At 37.6% G+C, this 25,048-nt stretch carries 22 protein-coding genes; all 22 read right to left on the minus strand.

The window, feature by feature from the left end; all coding sequences use genetic code 11:
• Positions 1-84 precede the first annotated feature (84 nt).
• Positions 85-744 carry a phosphate signaling complex protein PhoU gene (phoU, locus tag GL301_RS12600; protein ID WP_003725426.1) on the minus strand — a complete coding sequence of 220 codons (660 nt, stop codon included), beginning with the start codon at positions 742-744 and terminating at the stop codon, positions 85-87.
• 12 nt (positions 745-756) lie between these two features.
• Positions 757-1,536, minus strand: a complete 780-nt coding sequence (pstB, locus tag GL301_RS12605) for a phosphate ABC transporter ATP-binding protein PstB (RefSeq protein WP_003722628.1) — start codon at positions 1,534-1,536, stop codon at positions 757-759.
• A gap of 14 nt (positions 1,537-1,550) precedes the next feature.
• Complete coding sequence (gene pstB, locus GL301_RS12610; RefSeq protein ID WP_003725427.1) at positions 1,551-2,366, minus strand: phosphate ABC transporter ATP-binding protein PstB; 816 nt, start codon at positions 2,364-2,366, stop codon at positions 1,551-1,553.
• Between the two features lie 27 nt (positions 2,367-2,393).
• Positions 2,394-3,278: a phosphate ABC transporter permease PstA gene (pstA, locus tag GL301_RS12615; RefSeq protein WP_003722630.1), complete on the minus strand. Its 885-nt coding sequence runs from the start codon at positions 3,276-3,278 to the stop codon at positions 2,394-2,396.
• Positions 3,275-4,198: a phosphate ABC transporter permease subunit PstC gene (gene pstC / locus GL301_RS12620; RefSeq protein ID WP_003741167.1), complete on the minus strand. Its 924-nt coding sequence runs from the start codon at positions 4,196-4,198 to the stop codon at positions 3,275-3,277. The genes pstA and pstC overlap by 4 nt, the downstream gene beginning before the upstream one ends.
• Before the next feature lie 93 nt (positions 4,199-4,291).
• Positions 4,292-5,200, minus strand: a complete 909-nt coding sequence (locus GL301_RS12625) for a phosphate ABC transporter substrate-binding protein (RefSeq protein ID WP_003725429.1) — start codon at positions 5,198-5,200, stop codon at positions 4,292-4,294.
• A gap of 255 nt (positions 5,201-5,455) precedes the next feature.
• Positions 5,456-7,231 carry a two-component system histidine kinase PnpS gene (gene pnpS / locus GL301_RS12630; RefSeq protein ID WP_070298258.1) on the minus strand — a complete coding sequence of 592 codons (1,776 nt, stop codon included), beginning with the start codon at positions 7,229-7,231 and terminating at the stop codon, positions 5,456-5,458.
• Entirely contained in the window at positions 7,231-7,941 is a 711-nt protein-coding gene (locus GL301_RS12635) for a response regulator transcription factor (protein WP_003741169.1), read from the minus strand. The genes pnpS and GL301_RS12635 overlap by 1 nt, the downstream gene beginning before the upstream one ends.
• Positions 7,942-8,091: 150 nt before the next feature.
• Positions 8,092-9,267 (minus strand): PDZ domain-containing protein, encoded by a 1,176-nt coding sequence (locus GL301_RS12640; RefSeq protein ID WP_003734491.1) that lies wholly within the window; start codon positions 9,265-9,267, stop codon positions 8,092-8,094.
• A 27-nt stretch (positions 9,268-9,294) separates the two neighbouring features.
• A complete protein-coding gene (cls, locus tag GL301_RS12645) occupies positions 9,295-10,743 on the minus strand; it encodes a cardiolipin synthase (protein ID WP_003722636.1) in 1,449 nt (482 codons plus the stop codon).
• A gap of 123 nt (positions 10,744-10,866) precedes the next feature.
• Positions 10,867-12,177 (minus strand): murein hydrolase activator EnvC family protein, encoded by a 1,311-nt coding sequence (locus GL301_RS12650; RefSeq protein WP_003727903.1) that lies wholly within the window; start codon positions 12,175-12,177, stop codon positions 10,867-10,869.
• Between the two features lie 119 nt (positions 12,178-12,296).
• Complete coding sequence (locus GL301_RS12655; RefSeq protein WP_003727902.1) at positions 12,297-13,502, minus strand: NlpC/P60 family protein; 1,206 nt, start codon at positions 13,500-13,502, stop codon at positions 12,297-12,299.
• A 75-nt stretch (positions 13,503-13,577) separates the two neighbouring features.
• Positions 13,578-14,462 carry a permease-like cell division protein FtsX gene (ftsX, locus tag GL301_RS12660; RefSeq protein WP_003722639.1) on the minus strand — a complete coding sequence of 295 codons (885 nt, stop codon included), beginning with the start codon at positions 14,460-14,462 and terminating at the stop codon, positions 13,578-13,580.
• Positions 14,452-15,138: a cell division ATP-binding protein FtsE gene (gene ftsE / locus GL301_RS12665; RefSeq protein ID WP_003726222.1), complete on the minus strand. Its 687-nt coding sequence runs from the start codon at positions 15,136-15,138 to the stop codon at positions 14,452-14,454. Before ftsE ends, ftsX begins: the two co-directional genes overlap by 11 nt.
• Before the next feature lie 506 nt (positions 15,139-15,644).
• Complete coding sequence (locus tag GL301_RS12670) at positions 15,645-16,508, minus strand: YitT family protein (RefSeq protein ID WP_003726223.1); 864 nt, start codon at positions 16,506-16,508, stop codon at positions 15,645-15,647.
• Between the two features lie 5 nt (positions 16,509-16,513).
• Positions 16,514-17,615 (minus strand): peptide chain release factor 2 gene (gene prfB / locus GL301_RS12675; RefSeq protein WP_010959056.1). Its coding sequence is split into 2 segments (ribosomal slippage): positions 16,514-17,542 and positions 17,544-17,615, totalling 1,101 coding nucleotides; the frame shifts between segments, so codons are not numbered across the junction.
• An 84-nt stretch (positions 17,616-17,699) separates the two neighbouring features.
• Positions 17,700-20,213: a preprotein translocase subunit SecA gene (secA, locus tag GL301_RS12680; RefSeq protein WP_274758810.1), complete on the minus strand. Its 2,514-nt coding sequence runs from the start codon at positions 20,211-20,213 to the stop codon at positions 17,700-17,702.
• A 230-nt stretch (positions 20,214-20,443) separates the two neighbouring features.
• A complete protein-coding gene (gene hpf / locus GL301_RS12685; RefSeq protein ID WP_003722643.1) occupies positions 20,444-21,007 on the minus strand; it encodes a ribosome hibernation-promoting factor, HPF/YfiA family in 564 nt (187 codons plus the stop codon).
• A 194-nt stretch (positions 21,008-21,201) separates the two neighbouring features.
• On the minus strand, positions 21,202-21,858 hold the full coding sequence (locus tag GL301_RS12690; protein ID WP_003726225.1) for a ComF family protein: 657 nt from the start codon (positions 21,856-21,858) through the stop codon (positions 21,202-21,204).
• Positions 21,851-23,170, minus strand: a complete 1,320-nt coding sequence (locus GL301_RS12695) for an ATP-dependent helicase ComFA (RefSeq protein WP_003726226.1) — start codon at positions 23,168-23,170, stop codon at positions 21,851-21,853. The genes GL301_RS12690 and GL301_RS12695 overlap by 8 nt, the downstream gene beginning before the upstream one ends.
• Before the next feature lie 195 nt (positions 23,171-23,365).
• Entirely contained in the window at positions 23,366-24,217 is an 852-nt protein-coding gene (locus GL301_RS12700; protein ID WP_003726227.1) for a DegV family protein, read from the minus strand.
• Between the two features lie 20 nt (positions 24,218-24,237).
• A complete protein-coding gene (degU, locus tag GL301_RS12705) occupies positions 24,238-24,924 on the minus strand; it encodes a two-component system response regulator DegU (RefSeq protein ID WP_003722647.1) in 687 nt (228 codons plus the stop codon).
• Positions 24,925-25,048 lie beyond the last annotated feature (124 nt).

Below are 25,048 nucleotides of genomic sequence, written 5' to 3' on the forward strand. Positions count from 1 at the left end.
TTTTAAATATTGAGAAGTTATTTAAACCGCCTAACACACCAAAAAAAGCCCGATTAACCTGTGGAAAGGAAAATCGGGCTTTTTTTATCTGTTTAAATCTTCAATTTCGCCACTCTTCAAGTAAACAATCCATTCGCACACATTTGTTACATAATCACCAATACGTTCGATATACTGGGAAACTAAGAGTAGTTGTGAAACATCTTCTATATGCTCTGGCTCTTCTTGCATAAAATGAATACATTTTTGATAAACGATTTTATGAAGCTTATCGACTTCATTATCGCGCTCAGCAATTTTGCGAGCAGCAACTTCATCTTCTGCAAGGTAAGCTTTTAATACGTCTTGTAGCATTGCTTTTACAATTTCGCCCATTTCTGGTATTTCGGGAATCGGCTTTAAAACCTTACTTTCACCAATTAAAATAGCCGTTTTGGCAATACTTACTGCGTGGTCACCAATCCGTTCTAAATCCGAACTTGTTTTTAGTACTGTGACGATTTTTCGCAAATCCATACCAACTGGCTGTTGCAAAGCGATCAACTCAAAAGAGCGTTGTTCCAGTGAAAGCTCCATGTTATTGATTGCTTTATCTTCTGCAACTACTTGTTTAGCAAGCTCGGTATCGCGGTGTACAAGTGACTTGACTGCTTTAAAAATCGCTTCATTCGCAAGCATTCCCATTTCCATTAGATGTTGGTGCAAGTCGTTTAACTGTTCCGTAAAAATTTTTCTGACTACCATAATAACACTCCTTTATCCAAATCTTCCTGAAATATAGTCTTCTGTTTCCTTTTCTGCTGGGTTGGTAAAAATACTCGTCGTATCCGCGAACTCCACGATGCGACCATTTAAGAAAAAGGCAGTTTCATCGGAAATCCGGGATGCTTGTTGCATATTATGCGTCACAATAACAATCGTATAGTCTTTCTTTAATTCTAAAATCAAATCTTCTACTTTTGCTGTCGAAATTGGGTCCAGTGCAGAAGTTGGCTCATCCATCAAAATAACATCCGGTTTAACAGCTAGAACTCGTGCGATGCAAAGCCGCTGTTGTTGTCCACCTGACATCCCAATCGCCGAACGATCCAGCCTATCATGCACTTCTTCCCAAAGAGCCGCTTGACGCAAACTTCTCTCTACAATCTCATCAAGTACTTTTTTGTCTTTTATACCATGCATCCGCGGACCATAAGCGACATTATCATAAATCGAAAACGGGAATGGGTTTGCTTGTTGGAAAACCATACCCACTTTTTTTCGTAAGTTAACCATATCAATTTTAGGATCTTGTACATTTTCACCGCCAATATGGATTTCTCCAGTCGTTTTCACATTGGGAATTAAATCATTCATTCGGTTAAGCGTACGCAGAAAAGTTGATTTCCCACACCCCGACGGACCAATTAGAGCGGTCACTTGATTTTTCTTAATGTTTAAAGCGATTTTTTGTAGTGCTTGTTTGGAACCATAAAATAAATCTACATCTTTTGTTTCAATGATATACTCTACTTTTTCAGCAGTTTCAGTTGTCATAAAAAAGCTCCTTTCTAGCCAAAGTTACCAGAAATATAGTCTTCAGTTTGTTTTTGTTGCGGATTCGTGAAAAGTTCGGATGTTCCTGAGAATTCCACGACTTCCCCCAGATAGAAGAAAGAAGTGTAGTCGGATACACGAGCCGCTTGTTGCATATTATGCGTCACGATTATAATAGTATATTTATTTTTCAACTCATTAATTAAATCTTCAATTTTGCTTGTCGAAATTGGATCAAGTGCAGATGCTGGCTCATCAAGTAACAATACTTTTGGCTGCATTGCGACAGCTCTAGCAATACAAAGACGTTGTTGCTGCCCACCAGAAAGGGATAGTGCGCTTTTTCCTAAATCGTCTTTTACTTCGTCCCAAAGAGCTGCTCGGCGCAAACTTTTCTCCACACGCTCCATAATTTCTTTTTTATTCTTCATGCCATGACGTTTGAGGCCAAAAGCAACATTTTCATAGATAGATTTCGTGAATGGATTTGGTTTTTGGAATACCATGCCTATTTCTTTGCGAACATTGTATAAATCAACTTCTTTACGATTAATATTAATCCCATCGTATAAAATTTGACCTTCCATGCGGCAACCATCAATTTCATCGTTCATTCGGTTTAATGCTCTTAAATATGTGGATTTACCGCAACCAGATGGTCCAATCAAAGCTGTCACTTTATTTTCCGGGAAGGTTAAATCAACACCTTTAATTGCGTGATTATCGCCATAATATACGTGCAAATCCTCGGTCGCCATTGCAGCAGGAAGTGAATGAGGATCTGGTGTTGCTTGTAAAATTGTATTAATTTCAGGTTTCTTCGTTAACATCATTTAAAATCTCCTTTTCCTGGCTTTTTAAGACGAGGTCATGCGTTTATAAACAAATTTTCCAAGCAGGCGAGCTAAGACGTTGAAAAGTAATACGGAAAGAATTAATACCGCAGAAGCTCCGTCAGAAACGGCTTGTGCATCTGGCATAATTCCCTCACCATTAATTTTCCAAATATGAACAGCTAATGTTTCTGCTGGGCGGAAAATATTTAGTGGTGAAGCTGGATTGACCGGATTCCAGTCAGTGAAATCAAGAATAGGTGTACTTTGACCGGCTGTGAAAATAAGCGCCGCTGCTTCACCAAATACCCGTCCTGCTGCTAAGATAACTCCGGTAATAATTGCCGGGAGTGCGGCTGGAACAAGTACTCGCGTGATTGTTTCCCATCTGGATAAACCTAGAGCAAGCCCTGCTTCACGCTGCGTGTTTGGAATAGCATTAAGTGCCTCTTCGACAACACGAATTAATAGTGGTAAATTGAAAATCGTTAGTGTAAGCGCCCCGGAAATAACCGAGAAGCTCCACCCCATTTGAATAACAAAAACAAGGAAACCGAATAGCCCTACGACAATAGATGGAAGTGAGGAAAGCACTTCAATCGTTGTGCGAATTAAATCTGTAATCCAATTTTTACGCGCATATTCTGCCATATAAATTCCCGCACCGAGCGAGATAGGAACAGAAATAATCATCGTAATAACGAGCATATAAAATGAATTCCAGATTTCAGGACCGATTCCGCCGCCAGCTTGGAACGACTGTGGTGGGGTCGTCAAAAACTTCCAGCTAAGTTGCGGAACACCTTTTACTAAAATATAGCCAAGTAAGCCAGCTAAAATAATGACAATTAATACAGCAATAGCATAGAAAACGCCTGTCGCGATTTTATCTTTTGTTTTTACATTCATTTGACTTTCCTCCTACGTCCGATGAAGCGGATCACAATGATGAAAAATAGTGACATTGCGAGTAACACCATTGCAAGTGACCAAAGGATATTATTATCAAGCGTCCCCATAACTGTATTTCCCATACCCATTGTTAAAATACTAGTTAATGTAGAAGCTGGCTCAAATAATGAGGTTGGAATAACAGCAGAGTTCCCAATAACCATTTGTACAGCAAGAGCTTCACCGAATGCACGAGCCATCCCGAATACAATCGCTGTCAAAATTCCTGAACGCGAGCTACGAAGCACTACTTTCCAAATCGTCTGGAAACGTGTTGCGCCAAGTGCCAACGAAGCTTCTCGGTAGTGACGTGGAACAGATTTAATCGCATCTACGCTGAGTGAAGTAACAGTCGGCAAAATCATTACTGTTAAAACTACGGTCGCAGCGGCAATACCAAAGCCACTTCCCGAAATATGGTCACGAATAAATGGAACGACAACACTTAGTCCAATGAATCCATAAACAACAGATGGAATACCAACTAAAAGTTCCATAACTGGTTGCAAAATCTTTTTCCCAAACTTAGGTGAGATTTCCACCATAAAAATGGCTGCACCGATTGCAAGTGGTCCTGCAATACAAGCGGCAAAAAGCGTTACTGCAAAAGAACCAATAATCATTGGCAAAGCGCCAACTAGAGGATTTCCGTTTGCATCTTTTTGCGAAGGATTCCAGTCTGTTCCAGTTATAAAATCAACAAAAGACACTTTATTAACTGTAAATGTTGCTAAACCTTTCGATATAACAAAAAACAAAATAGACGCTGCGGCAATAACCATGATTGAAATACAGATGAATGTAATAATTTTGCCTCTAGTTTCTAGATGCGCCTTTTTAGAAGTTTGTGTAAGCTTCTTTTCTTTTATCGCTTCCAAGTCACGTAAGCTCCTTTCTCCTCCCATGTTTACTCCTAACATGGGTATACGTCTATCCCGGTATTACTAGGATAGACGCCCATTTCATTCTTTTTATTTTACGTCAGTTAGTTTACCAGATGCATCACGTTCCACTTTCATGGATTTGATTGATTGGTAACCAAGTTGTGGTACGATATTATTTTGTACTTCATCAGAAGTCATGTATTTTAAGAACGTTTTTGTTAAGCCTTTTGGTTCGCCATTTGTATACATATGTTCATAAGACCAGATTTTCCAGTCGTTAGTTGCAACTTTATCTTCAGTTGGTTCAACGCCATCTAGTGAAAGTCCAACTACGGAAGCGTCAATGTAAGAGAATGCTAGGTAGCTGATTGCTCCTGGAGTTTCGCTTACGATTTTACGAACTGTACCGGATGAATCTTGTTCTTGTGCTTTAACTGGTGTTTTACCATCAAGTCCCCATTTTTCGAAAGTAGCACGTGTTCCGCTTCCTTCCGCACGGTTGATGATTGTAATTTTTTCGTCTTTACCGCCAACGTCTTTCCAGTTAGTAGTTTTACCAGTGAAGATATCGATTAATTGTTGTTTTGTAATGTTTTTAACGCCTACATCTTTGTTTACTACTGGAGCCATTCCGACAACTGCTACACGATGGTCAACCAGTTTCGAAGCATCTACGCCATCTTTTTCTTCAGCGAATACGTCCGAGTTACCAATTTCAACTGCGCCTTGTTGTACTTGTGTTAAACCAGTTCCAGAACCACCGCCTTGCACGTTGATTTGTGCTTTAGGGTTAGTGTTAATAAATTCTTTGGAAGCTGCTTCAACGAGTGGTTGAAGTGCAGTGGATCCGACTGCTGTTAATGAGCCAGAAACTTCTTTATCCCCTTTTGTTGATCCGTTTGCTTTATCTGATGAACTGCTGTCACTTCCACATGCTGCGAAGACAAGCATTACTGCTGCTAACATTGCTACTATTCCCAAATACTTCTTTTTCATTATCTTATTCCCACCTTGTTTTTTTAATTGTTATTCCTTACAAGTATTACTATAACGTCTGAGATTTAAGGTGGTGTGTAGCTAATGTTAAGTAATTGTAAATAACCACATTTTTTGTCGAAAATGTAAACTTTTTTATGAATATCTTTCAAACAGAAGGCAAACTAGTAAATTATTACACCAAATTTGTTTCTTTCGTAAATAAAATAAAAATATCCTGTCTGAAAGATTACATTCTTTCAAACAGGATATTTGTTAGGCTTTTTTTGGTAAAGTGACGCGGAAGGTCGAGCCAACTTCTTCTTGGCTTTCTACTTCGATTCGCCCACCACAGTTTTCAACTAAATGTTTGACGATGGAAAGTCCAAGTCCAGTGCCTCCTGAGTGTCTGCTGCGGGCTTTATCCACTCGGTAGAATCGTTCAAACACGCGGTCAATATCTTTAGCCGGGATGCCAATTCCGTTATCAGTTACTTCTATTATAACTTCTGCCTCTTGCTCGATTAATTTAACTTCTACTTTTCCATCGACTGGGGTGTAGTTGATTGCATTAGAAAGCAAGTTAATTACTATCTGTTGCAGCTTGTCACGATCTGTTTCAATCATAACGGATGCACTTGTTTTTTCTGGAATGGTTACTCGAATATTTTTTTCGGTCGCCATTTCAAAAATAGTGCGAGCAGATTGTTCAATTACCTCGTCAACGTCAACCAGCTCAACGTTTTCCGCGACCGGATTTTGTTCAATTCTAGAAAGTGCGAGAATATCCATAATCAAACGGTGCAATCGATCACTTTCTTCTTTAATAATCGTTAGGAATTTTTTTAGTAGCACTTCGTCGTACATTGCGCCGTCAAGTAATGTTTCCGCGAATCCTTTGAGAGCCGTCACGGGTGTTTTTAATTCATGAGAAACGTTGGTGACAAATTCAGAACGAACATTTTCCAAATGACGAATTTGAGTGATATCATGCAGTAATAAAATAATCCCAGTAATTTCCCCATTCTCCCCTAAAATTGGAGAAACACTTGCATCCAAAATCATTTCGCGCGGGAAATAAAGAATAATTTCTTTTTGTTGAATGGTTTTTGTTTCAAAAGTCGCTTCTATCAACTGGCTCAGTGCAAAACTTTTAATTACTTCATAAAATGGTTTGCCGGTGATTTCTGTCTCTCCTAAAATTTGATACATGGTGCGGTTGGTCATGATGACTTGTTTATCGACATTAATCAGCATTACGCCACTTACTAAGTTTTGGACAATAGCATTAAGTCGTTGCTCATTTTGCTTAATTTCAAACATTTGCGTTTCCAAGCTTTCTGCTAATGTGTTTACACTGATGGAGAGATCTTGAAGTTCTCCGCTTATTTTACCGTGGATGCGACTATCGTATTTATGATTGGCCAAATCTGTAGAGACTTCGATGATTTCGCGAACTGGTCTAGTGATTTTTCTAGCAATAAAAACACTGATTGCTGCGATAATTACAAGTGCAATACCGAAAATAAGCGCTAAGTTCCCCCAGAGTTTAGTAACCGCCGCATCAACAGATTCAAGTGAAATCGAAATTCTCAGTACACCATCTGTTTTGCCTTGATGTTTAACAGGAACCGCGACATAAAGCATACTATAACCAAGTGAATCACTTTCACGGATTGAAATACCAACGCTTTCCCCTTTTTTCAGAATATCTGTTACTTCGGGGCGATTCATATGGTTATCAAGTTTTTCTGGGTCTTTTTTTGTATCAGCTACCACGTCGCCTTTGCTATCGATCACCGTAATGCGTGCATCAATATCCTCGCCAAGTGGATCAAGACTTTTTTGGATAGTTGCGGCATCTTTATCTAAATCTAAATTCTCCATATTAGTTGTTTGAAGCAGAATTTTTGCGTCATCTTCTAATTGATTTTCTTTCATATTTAAGTACGTTGATTTCATTAGTTCCCCGGAAAAAACGCCAACAATAACCATCACAACGAAAAATAAGATAAAAAAGGATAACCCGATTTTCAGCCATAATTTCTTCATTATTTCACGTTCTCCATTTTATAACCGAAGCCACGAATTGTTTTGATGTATTTAGGTTGTTTTGTATCTAGTTCGATTTTATCGCGCAAATGGCTGACATGAACGTCTACAATTCGGGTTTCTCCAACGTAATCATAGTTCCAGACAGTATCGAGCAATTGGTCTCTAGAGAAAACTTTGCCACGATGATTTGCCAAGAATAGCAATAACTCAAATTCTTTTGGCGTTAAATCAAGTAAATCATCTTGTAAATACACTTCATAACTATCTGGCAAAATTTTCAAATCACCAATTAATATCGTAGCTTCCGAATCTTCGGTTATTTCTTCTATTATTTCGGCTTTTCCTTCTGTTCGACGCAAGATTGCTTTAATTCTTGCAACTACTTCTCTTGGGCTAAACGGTTTAGTCATATAGTCATCTGCTCCAAGTTCCAGTCCGATAATTTTATCTAATTCTTCATCTTTTGCCGTTAACATTAAAATTGGCACATTTACTTTATCTTGGCGAAGTTTTTTTGTTACTTCGATTCCGTCCATCTCAGGAAGCATTAAATCAAGCACAATTAAATCTGGTTTTTCGGACAAAGCGAGTTCGTATCCGGTTCTGCCGTCTTCTGCTGTTACCACATCAAACCCAGCTTTTTCAATGTTAAATTGCAGTAACGTAACAATAGAAGCTTCATCATCAACTACAAGAATTTTTACCAACGTACTTCCCATCCCTTCTTTATGTAACACTTTTATCTAAAATATAGCATGAATTAACCTTTTTCGGGTAGAAATGCCTTTATATTAATCTTATCTTTACAAAAACTTAAAACACCAATGCTGCTTTCAAACAACACTGGTGTCCTAAAATTATCTTGGCTCTACTAATAACAAACCAAGTTCAAATGATTCATTCTCATAAAGTGCTGTTTGTTCAAAACGTGGTTCACCAGCGTTATCAATTACTTTCAGCTTACAAAATGCTCGGTTTAAGTTTAGCGCTTCGTAAAGTTCCTCGCGAGTACGCACTGGTCGACTGTTTACTTCTGTAATTTTTTCACCAGCTTTCAAGTTTAGTCGCGCAGACGGAGTGGCCGCACGAGCACCCAGAACTACAAGCCCATCTGGCTGAGGACCAAATTTCTTTGGTGCTAATTTTTCGGAACGATAATGGCGATAAGAAATCCAAAATCGACCAATTACAGCGAACATGAAAGCGAACAATGTCAGTACTGGCATCACAATTCCTAATAAACCAGCTACAGCAATAATTGTCGCTAATGTTGTTACCTCAACAGCAATTTTACGGCTTGCTTCTTCCGGAAGTTGTGTCTGTACTTGTTGTTGGAAGCCGATGAATAACGGTAAAATGATTAATGAATACGACTGCGAACCAATAGCAAAGACTGGCCACCACTCAAAAATTTTCGTAAACACATCTCCTGGTAAAAACATAACAATCGGTACAAACCATAATTTTCTTAATTGAAAGGAACCGATTAATTTACCGCGCTTACTTTTCCGAAGAGATGGAGAGGGATTTTTTGCGCTTGTATACTGGATTAAGAAAGCTTCTACAAATAACAATACTGCGAGCAGAAATGTCATGGAAATCATAAAGTTATCAATAAAAATCGAGTCATACGTGAATGCCTCATTCGTAAACGGTGCTAAACTCACATCAAAATAATAGCAGAAATAAAAAATCAAACTCGTAATACCGATAGTAAATGCCGTTGAACTCAAACGGAACATCCCTACAATTAGTAAGAAACAAGCTACTACATTAAAAATAGCAACCCACTCTATCATCACACCAAATCCAATGAGCGAGGTAACAACAGAAATAGCTAATCCAAATAACAAACTCACACCAAAGAAACTTTTCAATTCTAACCAAGGTGAATAAATACTGATACTAAATGATTTCCGTTCCCACCTCACACGGTTAAAACCAGCCAGTATCGCTAAAAGAATTCCTACATACAATGCTGGTTGTAGAAGTAGTCTCCCTATTCCATTTAGTATTTCAACAAAAACATCCATTTTCTACACCAGCTTTCCCTAATACTTCTATAATATAGGCGATAAAAGTCGGCTTACCGCTTCTTTAAATTTAATCCATAAAGATCGTTTTGCATATAATTCAGGTGTTAGTTGATACGATTTTAGAATATCTTCCAAAAAGGCATCTTCTAGTTTTTGCACCATTTGTTTTTCATAAATAAAAGCATTTACTTCAAAATTAAGTCGGAAACTCCGGAAATCCATATTCGCGGTTCCAACTGAAGCAATTTCGCCATCTACAACGAGTGTTTTCGCGTGGATAAAACCATTATCATAAATAAAGATTTTCGCTCCCGTTTCCATTAATTCACCGGCGTAGTTAGTAGTTGCGCGGTAAACAAAAGCATGGTCAGGCTTATTAGGAATCATAACCCTGACATCTACCCCAGAAAGTGCTGCGATTTTGATTGCTTCAAGCAAACTTGCATCTGGAATAAAATAAGGTGATTGTAAATAAATTGTTTTTTTAGCAGCATTGATCATTTTGATGTAACCATTTTTGATTTGTTGCCATTCGGAATCAGGACCACTCGAAACAATTTGCATACTTGTATGACCTTTCCCATGAAAAGTCGGGAAGTATCGCGCTTTGTAATCAATTTTATGTGTGGATGATGCAGAATTCCAGTCCATAATAAAGCGAGTTTGCATCGCATAAACAGCTTTTCCATGTACACGTAAATGTGTATCACGCCAGTAACCAAATTTCTTCGATGCCCCAAGATATTCATCACCAATATTAAAACCACCAATATAACCAACATCTCCATCGATTATAGCCAATTTCCGGTGATTTCGGTAGTTGAGACGAAAGTTAATCAATGGTAATTTAGACGGAAAAAAAGGTCTAACTAGACCACCATTTTTTTGAAACGTACGGAAAAATGATTTTTTCGTTGTCCTTGAACCCATTGCATCATAAATAATTTTCACATTTAAACCTTCTGCTGCTTTTCTTTCCAGCACGCGCATTAAGCGATTGCCTAGTTCATCAGAATGAAAAATATAATAGATGAGATGTATATGATCTTTCGCTTTTTCAATATCAGCAATTAGCGCATCGAATTTCTCATGTCCATCTACAAAAAGTTCCACTTCATTGTCTTGCGTTAAAATAGCACCATCGTTTACGAGTAATAAATAGATTAAATCACGATGCTTTTTCACATTCGGATCGCTAAATGGAAATTCTTTTTGCCGTATCATTTCTATTTGATTGGCAGTAGATTCCTGTATCCCAATTTTTTCTTGTCCCTTCCAATCGAAAATCTTTTTGCCTGATAATTTTCTCCCAAAAATCAAATAGATAATGAAACCAAATATCGGAACAAAAGTTAAGACTAGCAACCAAGCCCAAGTGGCGGATGTATCGCGTCTTTCTAAGAAGACCGTCACTGCCGCAAAGAATACATTTAAAATTAGCAAAATCACTAACAGATAAGCCAACAGTCCCATTGTGTTCCCCCTTTTCTTACACAAACTGATAGTAGTATCATATCATAAAATCTGCAATTAGCCTATTCCAGTTCGTTTCAACACAAGAAAAAAACCATTGATTTTTCATCAATGGTTTTTGAATTAAATATAAGGTGCTGGATCGACTGGAATACCGTTTTTATGTATTTCAAAATGTAGATGTTGTCCTGTCGATTGACCTGTTGATCCCATAATACCAATCGGTTGGCCTTGGGAAACTTGTTGGCCGGTAACTACTTTCAAGCTACCTGCACGCATATGTCCGTATAGTGTCTGGAATCCATTGCCATGGTCAATTTTTACTACATAACCATAACCACCAAATCCACTACCTGATGCGCCAAACCCTGAAAATACAACTGTTCCTGATGCTGCAGCTGAAACAGTAACTGTACCGCCACCTGCAATATCTTGACCTTTGTGGGATTCGTATTTGCCAGTCACGGGATTTGTTCGTTCGCTAAATCCAGAAGTTAATATACCAGAAGCTGGTTTAATAAATTGGCCTCCACCGGAACTTACTGTTTCTGTAGCTCCACTTGAATCTGAACTTGGTTGTTGTTTAACAACAGAGGAACTTTTAGCGCTTGCTGCTGCGGCTTCTTGCATTCGCTTCTCTTCAGCGGCTTTAATTGCAGCCTCTTGTTTTGCTTTTTCACCTGCGATATTAGAAGCAAGTCGTTTTTCTTCATCAGTAAGCGCACCTTGTTCACTAGCTAAAAGGGTTTGTTCGCTCTTAGTTAAGTCTTTTTTGTTTGCTAGAGCCATAACTAAATCATTTTTTTCTTGTTTTTGACTTTCCATATTGTTTTTCGAAACTTCTAATTCCACTGCAAGTACTTTTAGATTCTCTAGTTTTTTCTGAGAAGCAGATTCTGCTACTTTTAGTTTATCTTGATCATCTTTTTGGTCTTGCATAATGTTTTGGTCCGCTTTTACAATTGCGGATACAACTGTCACGCGGTCAACAAGTTCTTTAAAATCATCTGCTTCAAAAATCATATCTAAATAAGAAGTGGCTGTTCCAGTTGTTTGGATAGCACGCGCTCGATTATCAAGTACTTTTTGACGATCGCGAATATCATTGCGCAGTTTTTCCATTTCTTTTTGCAATTTCTTTAGTTTCTCGTTTTCAGAGCTCACTTTATCTTCCTGCTCTTTTAATTTCTTGTTAGTGGCATCAAGACTTTTCATAAGTGATTCTAATTCTTTTGCAGCGTCTTTTTCAGCACTTTCTAAATGATTTAATTCCGAGTTTTTCGAGTCTATATTTTTATCTAGTTCTGATTTTTTTTGTTCAATTTCATTTTGGCGCTTTTGCATATCATTGATAGTATCCGCGTGCGCACCAGTTAGTGGCGCGGAAATAACCAATAGGCTAAGAATCGTTACTACCCCATATTTTTTTAACATTTTAAGCTCCTTTTCTATTCTCTATTTGACTAGGAACTTCATAATTCCCTTTACCATACCATATAAAAAAGCACCTTTGTTTAAAACGACAAAGGTGCTTTTTAACTTTTCAATAATAATTAGAAGTTAGCTACGCGGCCATATCCTACAAGATATTTAGCCCAGTAACCGCTAGTGATGTTGTCATATTTAACGCCATTGTTTTGAGCGTTAATCATTTGACCGCCACCAACATAAATTCCAACGTGAGCAATTCCGCTACCATAGTTAAAGAATACTAAGTCACCTGGTTTTGCTTGGCTAGCGCTGATTTTAGATGCTGCTGCATATTGTCCACCAGATGTTCTTGGAAGAGAAACACCAGCTGCACGGAAAGCATAAGAAGTAAATCCTGAACAGTCAAATGCGCTTGGTCCAGTTGCTCCAAGGCTATAAGGTTTTCCAAGTTGTGCGTTAGCTGCAGCAATCATTGCTGAGTATCCGCCACTAGATGGTGTTGCTGCGCTTGGTGCTGAATTGTTATCATTTGATGCAACATTTTTCGTTGTATTAGATTTTCCACTTGATGTAGAAGTAGCTGAACTACTTGATTCTTGTCCAACGTTTGAAGATGTTGCTTCACGTAAAGCTGTCGCACGTGCTGTAGCTTCTTTAGCTGCTTTATCACGTTCACTTACAAGACCAGCTTTTGCATTTTCAGCACTTGCTTGATCAGAAGCTAGTTGAGCAACGATTGCTTCTTTTTCAGCTTTTTGTGCTTCGATTTTATTTTGTTGTGCTTCATATTCATGAATTGCTGTTGCTTGATCTTCTTGTTTTTTCTTAACAGCAGTTTGTTTTGTTTTTAAAGCTTTTTCATCATTTTGTTGATCTTCTAAAATAGATTTATCAGAATCAACTAATTGGTTAACTGCAGAAACACGACCAACTAAGTCAGAAAGATTTTCTGCATCTAAGATAACTTCAAGATAAGCATTAGAATTAGAAGTTTTTTGCATCGCACGAGCACGTTCTTTTAAAACAGTTTCGCGTTCTTTAATACGTTCATTGATACTTTTAATATCTTCATTAAGTTTTTTTAGTTCTTTGCCTGTTTTATCAAATTCTCCTTGTAGAGATTTAGCTTTTTCTTGAGCTTTCTCAAGGTCTGCTACTAAACCAGAAAGATCTGATTGTAAATCTGTTTTTTTAGACTTGATGTCGTTAATTTTTTTATCTTGGTTTTGAATGTCTGTATTCACGTCCGCGAAAACATTAGTCGTAAAAGCTGGCGTCAAACTGATAACTGCTGCGAGTGAAATCGCAATAAACGTATTCTTTTTCAAAAAGTTTACCTCCTAAAAAGCTCCCTAGCTTTTTCTTTTAAATTATTTTTATTTCGATTTAAGTAATTTTCTGAGTTAGACTTTCAAGAATCTGCGGATAGATATTACGCTTCCCCAAATCCCGATTAGTACGCCGATTGCAATAATCAAGCCACTAATTTGATAAGCGAATGGTGTTGGAGGCAGAAGTGATAGTGAGCTTGTCACTAACTTCGGATTCACCAAGTTGTAAATATTAACATAGCCTATAAATGTTAACACAACTGGTACAATCGAGCCAATTAATCCTAGCCAAGCACCTTCTAAAACGAAAGGCCAGCGTATGAACCAGTTGGTCGCTCCTACTAATTTCATTATTTCTATTTCTCTTCGACGGGAGAAAATTGCAATCTTGATTGTGTTTGATATTAAGAACATCGCTGTTAGTAACAACCCAATGCTTAGTATAATACCAGCATATCGTCCCCATTTCAAGGTATCAAACAATTTATCGACTGTTTTCTCACCATATTCTACATTATCTACGTACTGTAATTTTTCTACTTTTTTAGCAATAGTCTTTGTTTGTGTGGGCTCTTTAGCCTCTACAACAAACACATCGTATAGTGGATTATCTTGTTTAAACAATTCGAAGTTTTTGCCGTACGCACCAACTAATTTCTTCAATTCGTCATCCTTAGAAGAAAAGCTGACACTATCAACTCCATCAATCTTCTCAATGTTTTTCTCAAGTTCTTGCTGCTGTTTCTTGTCTGCGCTTAGAGAAATATGTACGTTAATTTGTACATTGTTTTCTACATCCGTTGCAAGCTTGTTCATGTTGATCAATATTGCAAAAAACACGCTGACTAAGATAAGTGTTACTGTTACTGCACTCGCTGCTGCAAAGGTCATCCAACCATTCCGGTAAAGGCTCTTAAAACTTTCTCTTATATGTCTTCCTACAGTCCTAAATTTCATAGCCATATTCTCCTTGCTGCTCATCTCGAACAATTCTTCCATTCTCGATAGCGACTACCCGGTGTTTCAATGTGTTAACAATTTCTTTGTTGTGGGTTGCCATCACGATGGTTGTTCCGCGATTGCTTATTTCTTCAAGGATATTCATGATTTCCCATGAAGTATCAGGATCTAGGTTACCGGTCGGTTCATCTGCTATTAATACTTTAGGCATATTTGCAATGGAGCGGGCAATGGATATCCGCTGTTGCTCACCACCGGAAAGTTCATCCGGCAACATTCTTACTTTATGCTTAAGGTTGACTAAATCTAGTACTTCCATAACACGTTCTTTAATTACGGATGGCTCTGTTTCAACCACTTCCATCGCATAAGCAATGTTTTCATAAACTGTTTTGCTTTGAAGTAATTTGTAATCTTGGAATACCACGCCTACGTTACGACGAAGATATGGGATTTCACGATTTTTCATATTAATCAAATCAAATTTGTCTACGATGATTTTGCCTTTTGTCGCTCGTTCTTCTCTGTAAATCATTTTGATGAAGGTAGATTTACCAGCACCACTCGGGCCTACTACATAAACAAATTCCCCTTCGCCAATGTTAATGTTGAGTCCATTGGCAGCTGTTATGCCGTTAGGGTATTTCTTATAAACATCTTCCATTAATATCATTTTATCACCTTACTATGCCTTTCTACTGAGTTACATTTTAGGTAATGCATGGTAACCATGAAGATGAGTTGTTTGTAGGTACGAATTTAAACTCACAACATAAGCTTAATTATACCATGACAGTTTTTCATCTATAGGTTAATTGCATTACAATTATATTTCAGGGTGTGACAATATCTCGATTATTGTAATAGGAAATACGATTATTACGTTGATTTCCAATTTATATATATGTCTGCGGTCTAGTGTTATTAAGACAAAATAAAAAAGAACCCACATTGGTCTTTTCTACTGCTAACATTGTAACTTGTTTTTACCCTAAATAACATTACAGGTACATTAAAAATCATTACAGTTCTAGCTAGCGGAATAGACCAATCTAGTTAAAATAGCTCGAGGTCTGCAACTAGGCTAAACTCGCCTGTCATCAAATTGTCAAAAAGCGGGCCTGAAAACTTAAAAAAAGTACCATTTCCTGACTAAAAAAGTTAGGAAATGGTACTTTTTTATGAAGTAAAACCTTCACCCATTACTTCACTTGCGCTCATTACAACCACAAAAGCCTCTGGGTCTATTTCTTTTATAACTTCTTTTAACCTTGAAAATTCACTTTGCGCAATCACACATAATAAAATTTGCTTGTCATCCTCTGTATATCCACCTTTTGCGGAGAGCCGAGTAATGCCTCGGTCAATTTTAAACAGAATTGCTTGGCGGATTGCTTCTTGATTTTCAGAAATAATAAAGACTGTTTTGGATTGATTTAAACCAACTTGTACCAAATCAATTGTTTTACTTGTAGCGAATAATCCGACAAGTGCGTACAGCCCTGATTCAATGTCAAAAACAAACATTGCCGAAATAACAACGAATCCATCAATCAAAGCCACACAAATTCCCAATGTTAGATGAGAATACTTATGCAAAATTTGTGCAGCGACATCCGTGCCACCAGTAGATGCTTTGCCTCGAAAAACGATTCCAAGTCCCATTCCTACAAGTACGCCGCCAAACAAAGCAGCTACAAGAGGTTCATGCGTCCATGGCTCCAAGCCTTGCGTTAAATACACAAAGAACGGTAAAAGCATCGTGCCGACAAAAGTTTTCAACCCGAATTGATAGCCTAAAAAGAATAATCCCGCTAGAAATAAAGGAATATTAAATGCCCACTGAATAAAAGCAGGATTCCAACCTGTTAAATAGTTAATGATCGTACTTATCCCGCTCACTCCGCCAGAAGCAACGTGATTCGGGAGTAGTAAAACATTAAAAGCAAGTGCGATGAGAGCTGCACCTATAATGACATAAATATACTCAATTAATTTAGAAACAACTGGGGATAACGGTTGTTTCTTTCTTTTATTTGCCATCTCTTTTATCCAATCCTAGAACGCAAATATGCATTGATAAATTCATCTAAGTCTCCATCCATTACCGCTTGAATATTACCGGTTTCGTAATTTGTGCGATGATCTTTCACCATGGAGTAAGGGTGGAAAACATAGGAACGAATTTGGCTTCCCCAACCAATTTCTTTTTGTTCTCCTCGAATTTCTGCTAGCTCGCGTTCTTTTTCCTCTTGTTCTTTTTGGTATAATTTTGTTTTTAACATTTTCATTGCCTGTTCACGGTTTTTAAGCTGAGAACGCTCAGATTGGCACGTTACAACGATGCCGGATGGAATATGTGTCATCCTAACAGCTGAGTCAGTTGTATTGATATGTTGTCCACCTGCACCAGTTGCGCGGTACGTATCAATTTTCAAGTCTTCTGTACGTACTTCAATTTCAATATCATCATCTAATTCAGGCATTACATCCACGGAAACGAATGATGTATGACGTCTGCCGGATGAGTCAAATGGCGAAATACGCACTAGACGATGCACCCCTTTTTCCGCTTTTAAATAGCCGTAAGCATTGTGGCCTTTTATAAGTAACGTGACACTTTTTATTCCAGCTTCGTCCCCTGCTTGGTAATCAAGCATCTCTACTTTAAAGCCTTTCTTCTCAGACCAACGTTGATACATACGAAGTAACATCGAACCCCAGTCTTGTGATTCTGTACCACCAGCACCTGGATGAAGTTCTAAAATAGCATTATTTTTGTCATATGGATCACTTAGCATCAGTTTTAATTCAAACTCACTAATAGTCGCCATGTAAGCTTTAATATCTTTTTCTAATTCTTCTTGTAAATCTTCATCTGCTTCTTCTTTTAATAATTCTAGACTAATTTCCATACTTTCTTGTTCTTCTTCTAGCGCATGAAAAGCTTGGTATGTTTCTTTATATCCGTTTGACTCATTAATTACTTTCTGTGCCGCTTGTTGGTCATTCCAAAAATTCGGATCTAACATTTGGTCTTCTAGCTCAGCGATTCGAACTTCCATACTGTCTAAGTCAAAGAGACCCCCTAAAGTCTTTGATTTGCTGCGCTGTTTTTTCTAATTCATTACGAATTTCTGCTAATTCCATTCTAATTCCACCTTTTTTAAATTTACTTATAAACTTTCATAGCAAAAAGCGCCGTCTTTCAGGCGCTTTTTAAATTGTTTCAATCTATGCTTCTTTACCGTGACAATTTTTATATTTTTTGCCGCTACCACATGGGCATGGATCATTACGTCCAATGTGTTGATCTTTGCGGATTGGTTGGCGTTTCGCTTCTGGTTTACCTTCAGCAGGATTAATTGCTTCCCCTTTGGCAACTTGCTCACGTTCAAGGTTTTGGCGAATTTCTGCTTTCATAATATAACGAGCAACATCTTCATCGATGGACGATACCATTGCTTCAAACATTTCAAAGCCTTCTGATTGATACTCACGAAGCGGATCAATTTGACCGTATGCACGTAAATGAATACCGTCACGTAAATGATCCATGGCATCAATATGATCAACCCATTTAGTATCAACAACACGAAGCAATACTACTTTTTCGAATTCGTTAAATTCTTCTGGAGGTAGTAGTGTTTCTTTTTCGTCGTAAGCCGCTTTGATTTTATCTAAAATTAAATTTTGAATATCTTCGCTTGTTCTATTTTGTAGATCTTCTAGTGTGATAGTGCCTTCAGGAAGTAAGTTCGCATCCACATAGTCGATAATTCCTTGTAGATTCCAAGCTTCTTCAGGTTCATGGCTTGATGCATTACTAGAAACGATAAAGTTGACCGTTCGTTGAATCATTTGTTCAATAATTTCACGCAAACTGTTTTCTGCATTAATTACTTCATAACGCTGTTTATAGATAACTTCCCGTTGTTGGCGAAGTACATCATCATATTGTAAAACTTGTTTCCGGGAATCAAAGTTATTTCCTTCCACACGTCTTTGTGCGGATTCAACTGCACGACTAACCATTTTACTTTGGATAGCATCTTCTGCCATACCAAAGCGTTCCATCATTGATTTCATATTGTCTGAACCGAAACGACGCATCAATTCATCTTCCATAGAAAGATAAAATTGAGTCACACCAGGGTCTCCTTGACGTCCAGAACGACCACGTAATTGGTTATCTATACGACGTGATTCATGACGTTCTGTACCAATAACTGCTAAACCTCCAGCTTCAATCGTACCCTCACCAAGTTTGATATCCGTACCACGACCAGCCATGTTGGTTGCGATTACTACCGCGCCACGTTCACCTGCATGTTTAATGATATCAGCTTCACGTTCATGTTGCTTCGCGTTTAGTACATCATGCTTAATTCCTTTGCGTTTTAATTTGCTAGAAATAAGTTCGGATGTTTCAATCGCAACTGTACCGACTAATACGGGTTGTCCTTTTGCATGACGTTCGGCAATATCTTCTACCACTGCATTAAATTTCGCTTCAATCGTTGTGTAAATTAAATCAGGACGGTCATCACGAATAATTACTTTATTAGTTGGGATTTCAATAACGCGCATATTATAAATATCGCGGAACTCTTCTTCTTCCGTTTTTGCAGTACCCGTCATCCCTGCAAGTTTTTTATACATACGGAAATAGTTTTGGAATGTAATTGTCGCCATTGTTTTGGATTCGTTTTGAATAGTTACGCCTTCTTTTGCTTCAAGCGCTTGGTGTAAACCTTCACTGAAACGACGACCTTTCATAATACGACCAGTGAATTGGTCAACGATTAATACTTCATCATCTTGAACAACATAATCGACATCTAGGCTCATTGTATAGTTAGCTTTTAACGCTTGAGCAATATGATGTAAAATTACGGTATTTTCCAAATCAAAAAGGTTCTCTACATCAAAGTAGTTTTCTCCTTTTGTCATACCATCTTCGGTTAATTGAACAGATTTTGTTTTAATATCAACTGTATAATCTTCCTCTTCTGTAAGAGTACGGACAAAAGTATTTGCACGCACATATAGAATAGTCGATTTTTCTGCTTCACCAGAAATAATTAATGGTGTTCTCGCTTCATCGACCAAAATGGAATCGACTTCATCGATAACAGCAAAAGCTAGCGGACGTTGTACCATTTCTTCTTTGTAAACAACCATATTATCACGTAAATAGTCAAATCCTAATTCATTATTTGTGCTATACGTAATATCACATGCATAAGCTTCTCGTTTTTCTGTGCTCGATAAAGCATTTAGGTTTAGCCCTACAGAAAGTCCAAGGAAATTGTATAAAACGCCCATTTCTTCAGCATCACGATGAGCTAAGTATTCGTTGACTGTAACAACATGCACACCTTCACCAGAAAGCGCGTTTAAATAAACTGGTAGTGCCGCTGTTAACGTTTTACCTTCACCAGTTTTCATCTCTGCAATGTTACCTTCGTGGAGAACAATCCCACCCATTAATTGAACTTTAAATGGATACAATCCTAGCGCACGCTTCGCACCTTCTCTGGCAACAGCAAATGCTTCTACCAATAAGTCATCCAGTGTTTCACCTTTTTGAACACGCTCTTTAAACTCTACTGTTTTTTCACGTAGAGCATCATCCGAAAGAGCAGCAGTTTCATCCGCTAAAGCAATAATCTCATCTGCTTTTCTCTCCAAATATTTAACATCTTTTTTTCCTGATTCAAAAATCTTTTTCAATAGTCCAGCCATTTAAATTCTCCTCTACTGTTTTCGCTGTCATCGCGCAGTTTCATCTATAATAACTTTCAGGAATTATCTTCACTTAAATATACAAACTAATTCTATCACTTATTAACTAAAATATACAACTGGTTATCTCTTTTTAATCAATAAAATTATCAAAATGCCATAAATTCTTCATCTAAGAGTAAAAAAATGGAGACCAAGATTGGCCCCCATCTGTTAATTATTATTTTAAATTAATTTGTTTCAATCAAACCATATTTGCCGTCTTTACGAGAATAAACAATATTGGTACCGTTTGTTTCCGCATCAGTGTAAACATAGAAACTATGACCCAGCAAATTCATTTGTAAAACAGCTTCTTCACTATCCATCGGTTTTAATGAAAATTGTTTTGTTCTTACAATTTCAAGATCAAAATCTCCTTCATTTTCTTCTGGTGGTGTGCTGCCGTTAACATCAGAATAAGCAAAATAATCTCTTTCTGCCCCTTTGTCACGGAACTTGCGGTTTACTTTTGTTTTATGTTTGCGAATTTGTCTTTCTAATTTATCTACAATTAAGTCGATGCTAGCATATAAATCTCCACTTGTTTCTTCTGCACGTAGCACAAGATTTGGGAGCGGAATGGTCACTTCAACTTTCGCATTTTTATCGGAATATACTTTTAAATTAACATGAACGTTAGCGTCTGGAGTCTCCGTAAAATATCGTTCTAATTTATCGATTTTCTTTTCAACATAATCTCGGATCGGTTCTGTTACTTCAATATTTTCTCCACGAATGTTGTACTTAAGCATAGCAATTCCTCCTTTGAAATAAAACAAAATAACGATAAAGAAGAGTATTCTTCTTACCCTTAGTCTACGTGAAAACGATGTGTTTTGCAAACATTTGCACAAAGAGCTAAGAAGCTTACATTCACTTATCTTTATTTAGTATTTTATTCCACTAATACCGCTTCCGCAAACCTCTTTTAGAAGATAAATATCATCTATCTGAATATCGTTAGCGCACTCACCTTGTACACTCCGGCTTCTTTTAAGATTTGCGCTGCTAGGTTAAGTGTGCTTCCTGTGGTGTAAATATCATCAAATAATATTACTTCTGTTGACTCATAAATTTCTTTTCCAGAAAAGTAAAATGTTTGTTCAGATGCTAATCGTTCCCTCTTTGTTTTTTTAGATTGCTTTTCTGTATGCTTTTTGGCTAAAAGCTCTTCATATAGGATGCCAGATTGTTTTAATATTGCGGTTGTTTGATTAAATCCACGTTCTACTTTCCGCATCTCGCTTACTGGAATTGGTACAATCTTCTCTTTCTTTTCTGATAGAAAGTTCCTTAATTCCTTTTTGAAAATAGCCCCTATTTCATAATCCCCTTGAAATTTAAACTTCTTCATATAGTCTTTGGCGAAATCATTGTAACGATAAATGGATTTATTACTATCTAAAAAATGTGTTCTACTTCGGCAATCCTCGCAGACATCATCTAAGGATTCTTTACTACAATTTTTACATAGTAAGCCAGTTAGTTTTTCAAATCCCGCTAAGCATGCATCACAACAAATTGGCAAAGGTTCAAATAACCAACTTATTTCCCAACTGGCGCTTTGCCTAACTGGTTGAAAACAAAGTAAGCAATTAGTCATCTAGCATCCCTTCTATCACTCCTTGTTGATTCATTTTTTGAATGTGGGAGATAGCTTGCTTCATTTCTATTGTTTTACCGTAATGAAAAAAGCAAACGTCTCCAGTCGGATGAGATAATTTCCTACCTGCCCTTCCTGAAATTTGAACTAAAGCAGCTTCCGTAAAAATACGAGCTTCACTTCCAAACACCGCTACTTGCACATCTGTAAAAGTAACACCTCTCTCTAAAATTGTAGTTGTTAATAACAGCTTGATTTTCCCTTTTCGTAGCCATTCCACTTTCTCTTTACGCAATTCATCGGCTGAATGAACTGTCACTGGGCTGGCATAGCCTTTATTTTCAAGTGCATTTGCAAATTTATTCATAGCATCAATTTCTGGAAAGAAAATTAAAGCCGGCTGATCTTTCTTCTTCACATCATTCATCCACTGGATAAGCTTAGGAGTTATTTTCCCTTTAGCTAGATTCTTTTTCCACGGGCCAATCCAGCACGTTCTCGGCACAGGCAGTTTCTTTCGGTGATATCGTCCGGGAATTTTCACAAAATTACGTTTTCCTCTTACACACTCTTCTTGCCACTTTTTCTCTGGGGTTGCTGTGATTATTATTGTTGAACCTTCTTTTGTTCTGGCTTTCATAACGGCATATTCTAAAAAAGGATCTTTCGCATAAGGAAATGCATCTACTTCATCAATAAAAATAACTTGAAACGCTTCATAAAAGCGAATAAGCTGATGGGTCGTCGCTATCACGAACTGCTCTCCTTGGTAGTTATCTTTTGAGTCTCCATATAGACAAACAATATCTATGCTAGGGAAAGCTTCTTTTAAACGTGGAAGAAGCTCTAAACAAACATCCACTCTCGGAGAAGCAACACAAATTCTAAAGCCTTGTCGCAAAGCCCAGTCCATTCCTTCAAACATCATCTCCGTTTTTCCAGATCCGGCAACTGCCCATAGCAACATATCCGTTTTTGCTTTTAAATTAACGACTATCGCGTTGGATGCTTTTCGCTGTCCCGCTGACAAAGCTCCTTCCCACCTCAATAATACTTCCTTTGTCTCTAGTAATAACCTAGCATGTTGATAGTATAATTTTTGGCAACTATTTACTCGTCCCATCACAATGCAATTTCTGCAATAAATACAATCCTCTCTCTTACATAATGCACAGGACATTTTGCCAAATAACTGCACATCCGTATTTCCACATCGAAAGCATTTGTTTGATTCTATTGCTACTACTTCTCTTAAGCCCTCTTTACTCTCTATTTCACGTTCTTGATAAAGCCTTCCCGGGAAGATGTCCATCTGTATTCACCTCCCCTTAGTTATACACTTTTTCTTTTTTTATTGCAGAAACGAAATCCTTGTTTTCGACCGCATACTTATAAACAAAACAAGTATTTCTTTTAGACGAAAACGAGTATTTTTGCCATCCAAAACTACTGAAAAAACAAATTTAGTCTCCATGAAAAAAATCTCCAGCTTTTAGCTGGAGATTTTTTATTTTATTGACCAAGTTAAGCCAAGCGCACCTTCACCCAAGTGAGTTCCAATGACTGGACCAAAATAACTTAATTCAAATGTTACTTCTGGGAATTTCGCTTCTAGTTGTGCAAGCCATGCTTCACCCTTCGCTAGATCATTGCCATGAATGACATAAGCTTTTTCTGCCGTTTTGTTTTGAACGGCTTTTTGAAGAATATCTTCAATTCGTTTCAATGCCTTTTTTTGCGTTCTAACCTTTTCAAAGAGGACAATTTGTTTATCATTAAAATGAAGAATCGGTTTAATTTGAAGCAAGCTACCAACAAGGGCTTGTGCTCCATTCAAACGGCCGCCACGCTGTAAATTATTTAAATCATCTACCATAAAATAAGCATCTTGTGCCTGTTTTATTTTATCTAGTTTTTGGATAATCTGGTCCAGCGGCTCATTTGCCAAAGCCATTTCAGCTGCTTTAACTACAAACATTCCTTGCGCCATGCAAGAAAGCTCAGAATCATAAGCGACGACATTTAGCCCCTCAATTAACTCTCCTGCTGAAGCCGCATTCTGAAACGTTCCACTAATACCGCTTGATAGATGAATACTAATTACAGTATCAAAACCTTGTTCTTTCAGCTGTTCGAACAAGTGAATGAAATCTCCTGGGGCAGGTTGAGAGGAAGTTGGGAAATTCTCAGCTTCTTTTACTTTTCTGTAAAAATCAGCCGCAGATAACTCCTCACCTTCACGATAAGATTTTCCGTCAATTATTACAGAAAGTGGCACGACATTAATTCGTAGCTGCTCTTTCACTTCATTTGGCAAATAAGTTGTGCTGTCAGTAACCACTGCTATTTTTTCGTTCATATAGTCCCCCTGATATTTCTTTAGCGAATATATACCCAGCCGTGCTTGATTGCCGTTACCACCGCTTGAGTCCTATCATTCACTTTCATTTTTTGTAAAATACTACTTACATGGTTTTTTACTGTTTTTTCACTAATGAAAAGTGTCTCCCCAATTCCGCGGTTACTTTTTCCATCGGTAAGAAGTTGCAATACCTCGCACTCTCTATGCGTTAAGATGTGTAGTGGCATTTTGACTTCAGGTTGTTGGTAGCCATAAACACCTTGAGAAGTGTTAGTGCTTGCTAAATGGCGGTATTCACGAATTAATTTAATCGCTACACGTGGATGAATATACGCGCCTCCATTATCAACAATTTTTACAGCTTCTACAAGTTCATGGGCATCCATTTCTTTTAATAAATAACCGACTGCTCCAGCTCTAAGCGCTTCTGTTACATATTCATCTGTATCATGAATAGTCAAGACGATTACTTTGATGCTAGGAAATTGACGTACTAGCATTTCAGTTGCATCTAGTCCGTTGACAGTTGGCATATTAATATCCATTAAAACAATATCTGGTTTATATTCGCGAACTTTTGCTACGATATTTTTACCATTTTCAGCTTCCGCTACGACCTCAAAAGAATCTTCCAACTCTAAAATTCGCTTGATACCTTCGCGAAACAACTGATGATCATCTACAATCATGATTTTGAGTGCCATAATGACTACTCCTCCTTCACTTATCTAATTTCACCAAGCCTCTTTGCAATCGAAAACATCATCCTTTTTAAGTAGCAAAACCGCTTAACCTTATAATCCCTGCCATAAAATTGGCAATTAAACA

This window comes from Listeria sp. LM90SB2, assembly GCF_028867355.1.
Classification (GTDB): Bacteria; Bacillota; Bacilli; order Lactobacillales; family Listeriaceae; genus Listeria; species Listeria monocytogenes_B.

Coding starts and splice junctions, on each gene's coding strand:
- phoU (WP_003725426.1), bottom strand. CDS start 744: ATGGTAGTCAGAAAAATTTTTACGGAACAGTTAAACGACTTGCACCAA.
- pstB (WP_003722628.1), bottom strand. CDS start 1,536: ATGACAACTGAAACTGCTGAAAAAGTAGAGTATATCATTGAAACAAAA.
- pstB (WP_003725427.1), bottom strand. CDS start 2,366: ATGTTAACGAAGAAACCTGAAATTAATACAATTTTACAAGCAACACCA.
- pstA (WP_003722630.1), bottom strand. CDS start 3,278: ATGAATGTAAAAACAAAAGATAAAATCGCGACAGGCGTTTTCTATGCT.
- GL301_RS12625 (WP_003725429.1), bottom strand. CDS start 5,200: ATGAAAAAGAAGTATTTGGGAATAGTAGCAATGTTAGCAGCAGTAATG.
- pnpS (WP_070298258.1), bottom strand. CDS start 7,231: ATGAAGAAATTATGGCTGAAAATCGGGTTATCCTTTTTTATCTTATTT.
- GL301_RS12640 (WP_003734491.1), bottom strand. CDS start 9,267: ATGGATGTTTTTGTTGAAATACTAAATGGAATAGGGAGACTACTTCTA.
- cls (WP_003722636.1), bottom strand. CDS start 10,743: ATGGGACTGTTGGCTTATCTGTTAGTGATTTTGCTAATTTTAAATGTA.
- GL301_RS12650 (WP_003727903.1), bottom strand. CDS start 12,177: ATGTTAAAAAAATATGGGGTAGTAACGATTCTTAGCCTATTGGTTATT.
- ftsX (WP_003722639.1), bottom strand. CDS start 14,462: ATGAAATTTAGGACTGTAGGAAGACATATAAGAGAAAGTTTTAAGAGC.
- ftsE (WP_003726222.1), bottom strand. CDS start 15,138: ATGATATTAATGGAAGATGTTTATAAGAAATACCCTAACGGCATAACA.
- GL301_RS12670 (WP_003726223.1), bottom strand. CDS start 16,508: ATGGCAAATAAAAGAAAGAAACAACCGTTATCCCCAGTTGTTTCTAAA.
- secA (WP_274758810.1), bottom strand. CDS start 20,213: ATGGCTGGACTATTGAAAAAGATTTTTGAATCAGGAAAAAAAGATGTT.
- hpf (WP_003722643.1), bottom strand. CDS start 21,007: ATGCTTAAGTACAACATTCGTGGAGAAAATATTGAAGTAACAGAACCG.
- GL301_RS12690 (WP_003726225.1), bottom strand. CDS start 21,858: ATGACTAATTGCTTACTTTGTTTTCAACCAGTTAGGCAAAGCGCCAGT.
- GL301_RS12695 (WP_003726226.1), bottom strand. CDS start 23,170: ATGGACATCTTCCCGGGAAGGCTTTATCAAGAACGTGAAATAGAGAGT.
- GL301_RS12700 (WP_003726227.1), bottom strand. CDS start 24,217: ATGAACGAAAAAATAGCAGTGGTTACTGACAGCACAACTTATTTGCCA.
- degU (WP_003722647.1), bottom strand. CDS start 24,924: ATGGCACTCAAAATCATGATTGTAGATGATCATCAGTTGTTTCGCGAA.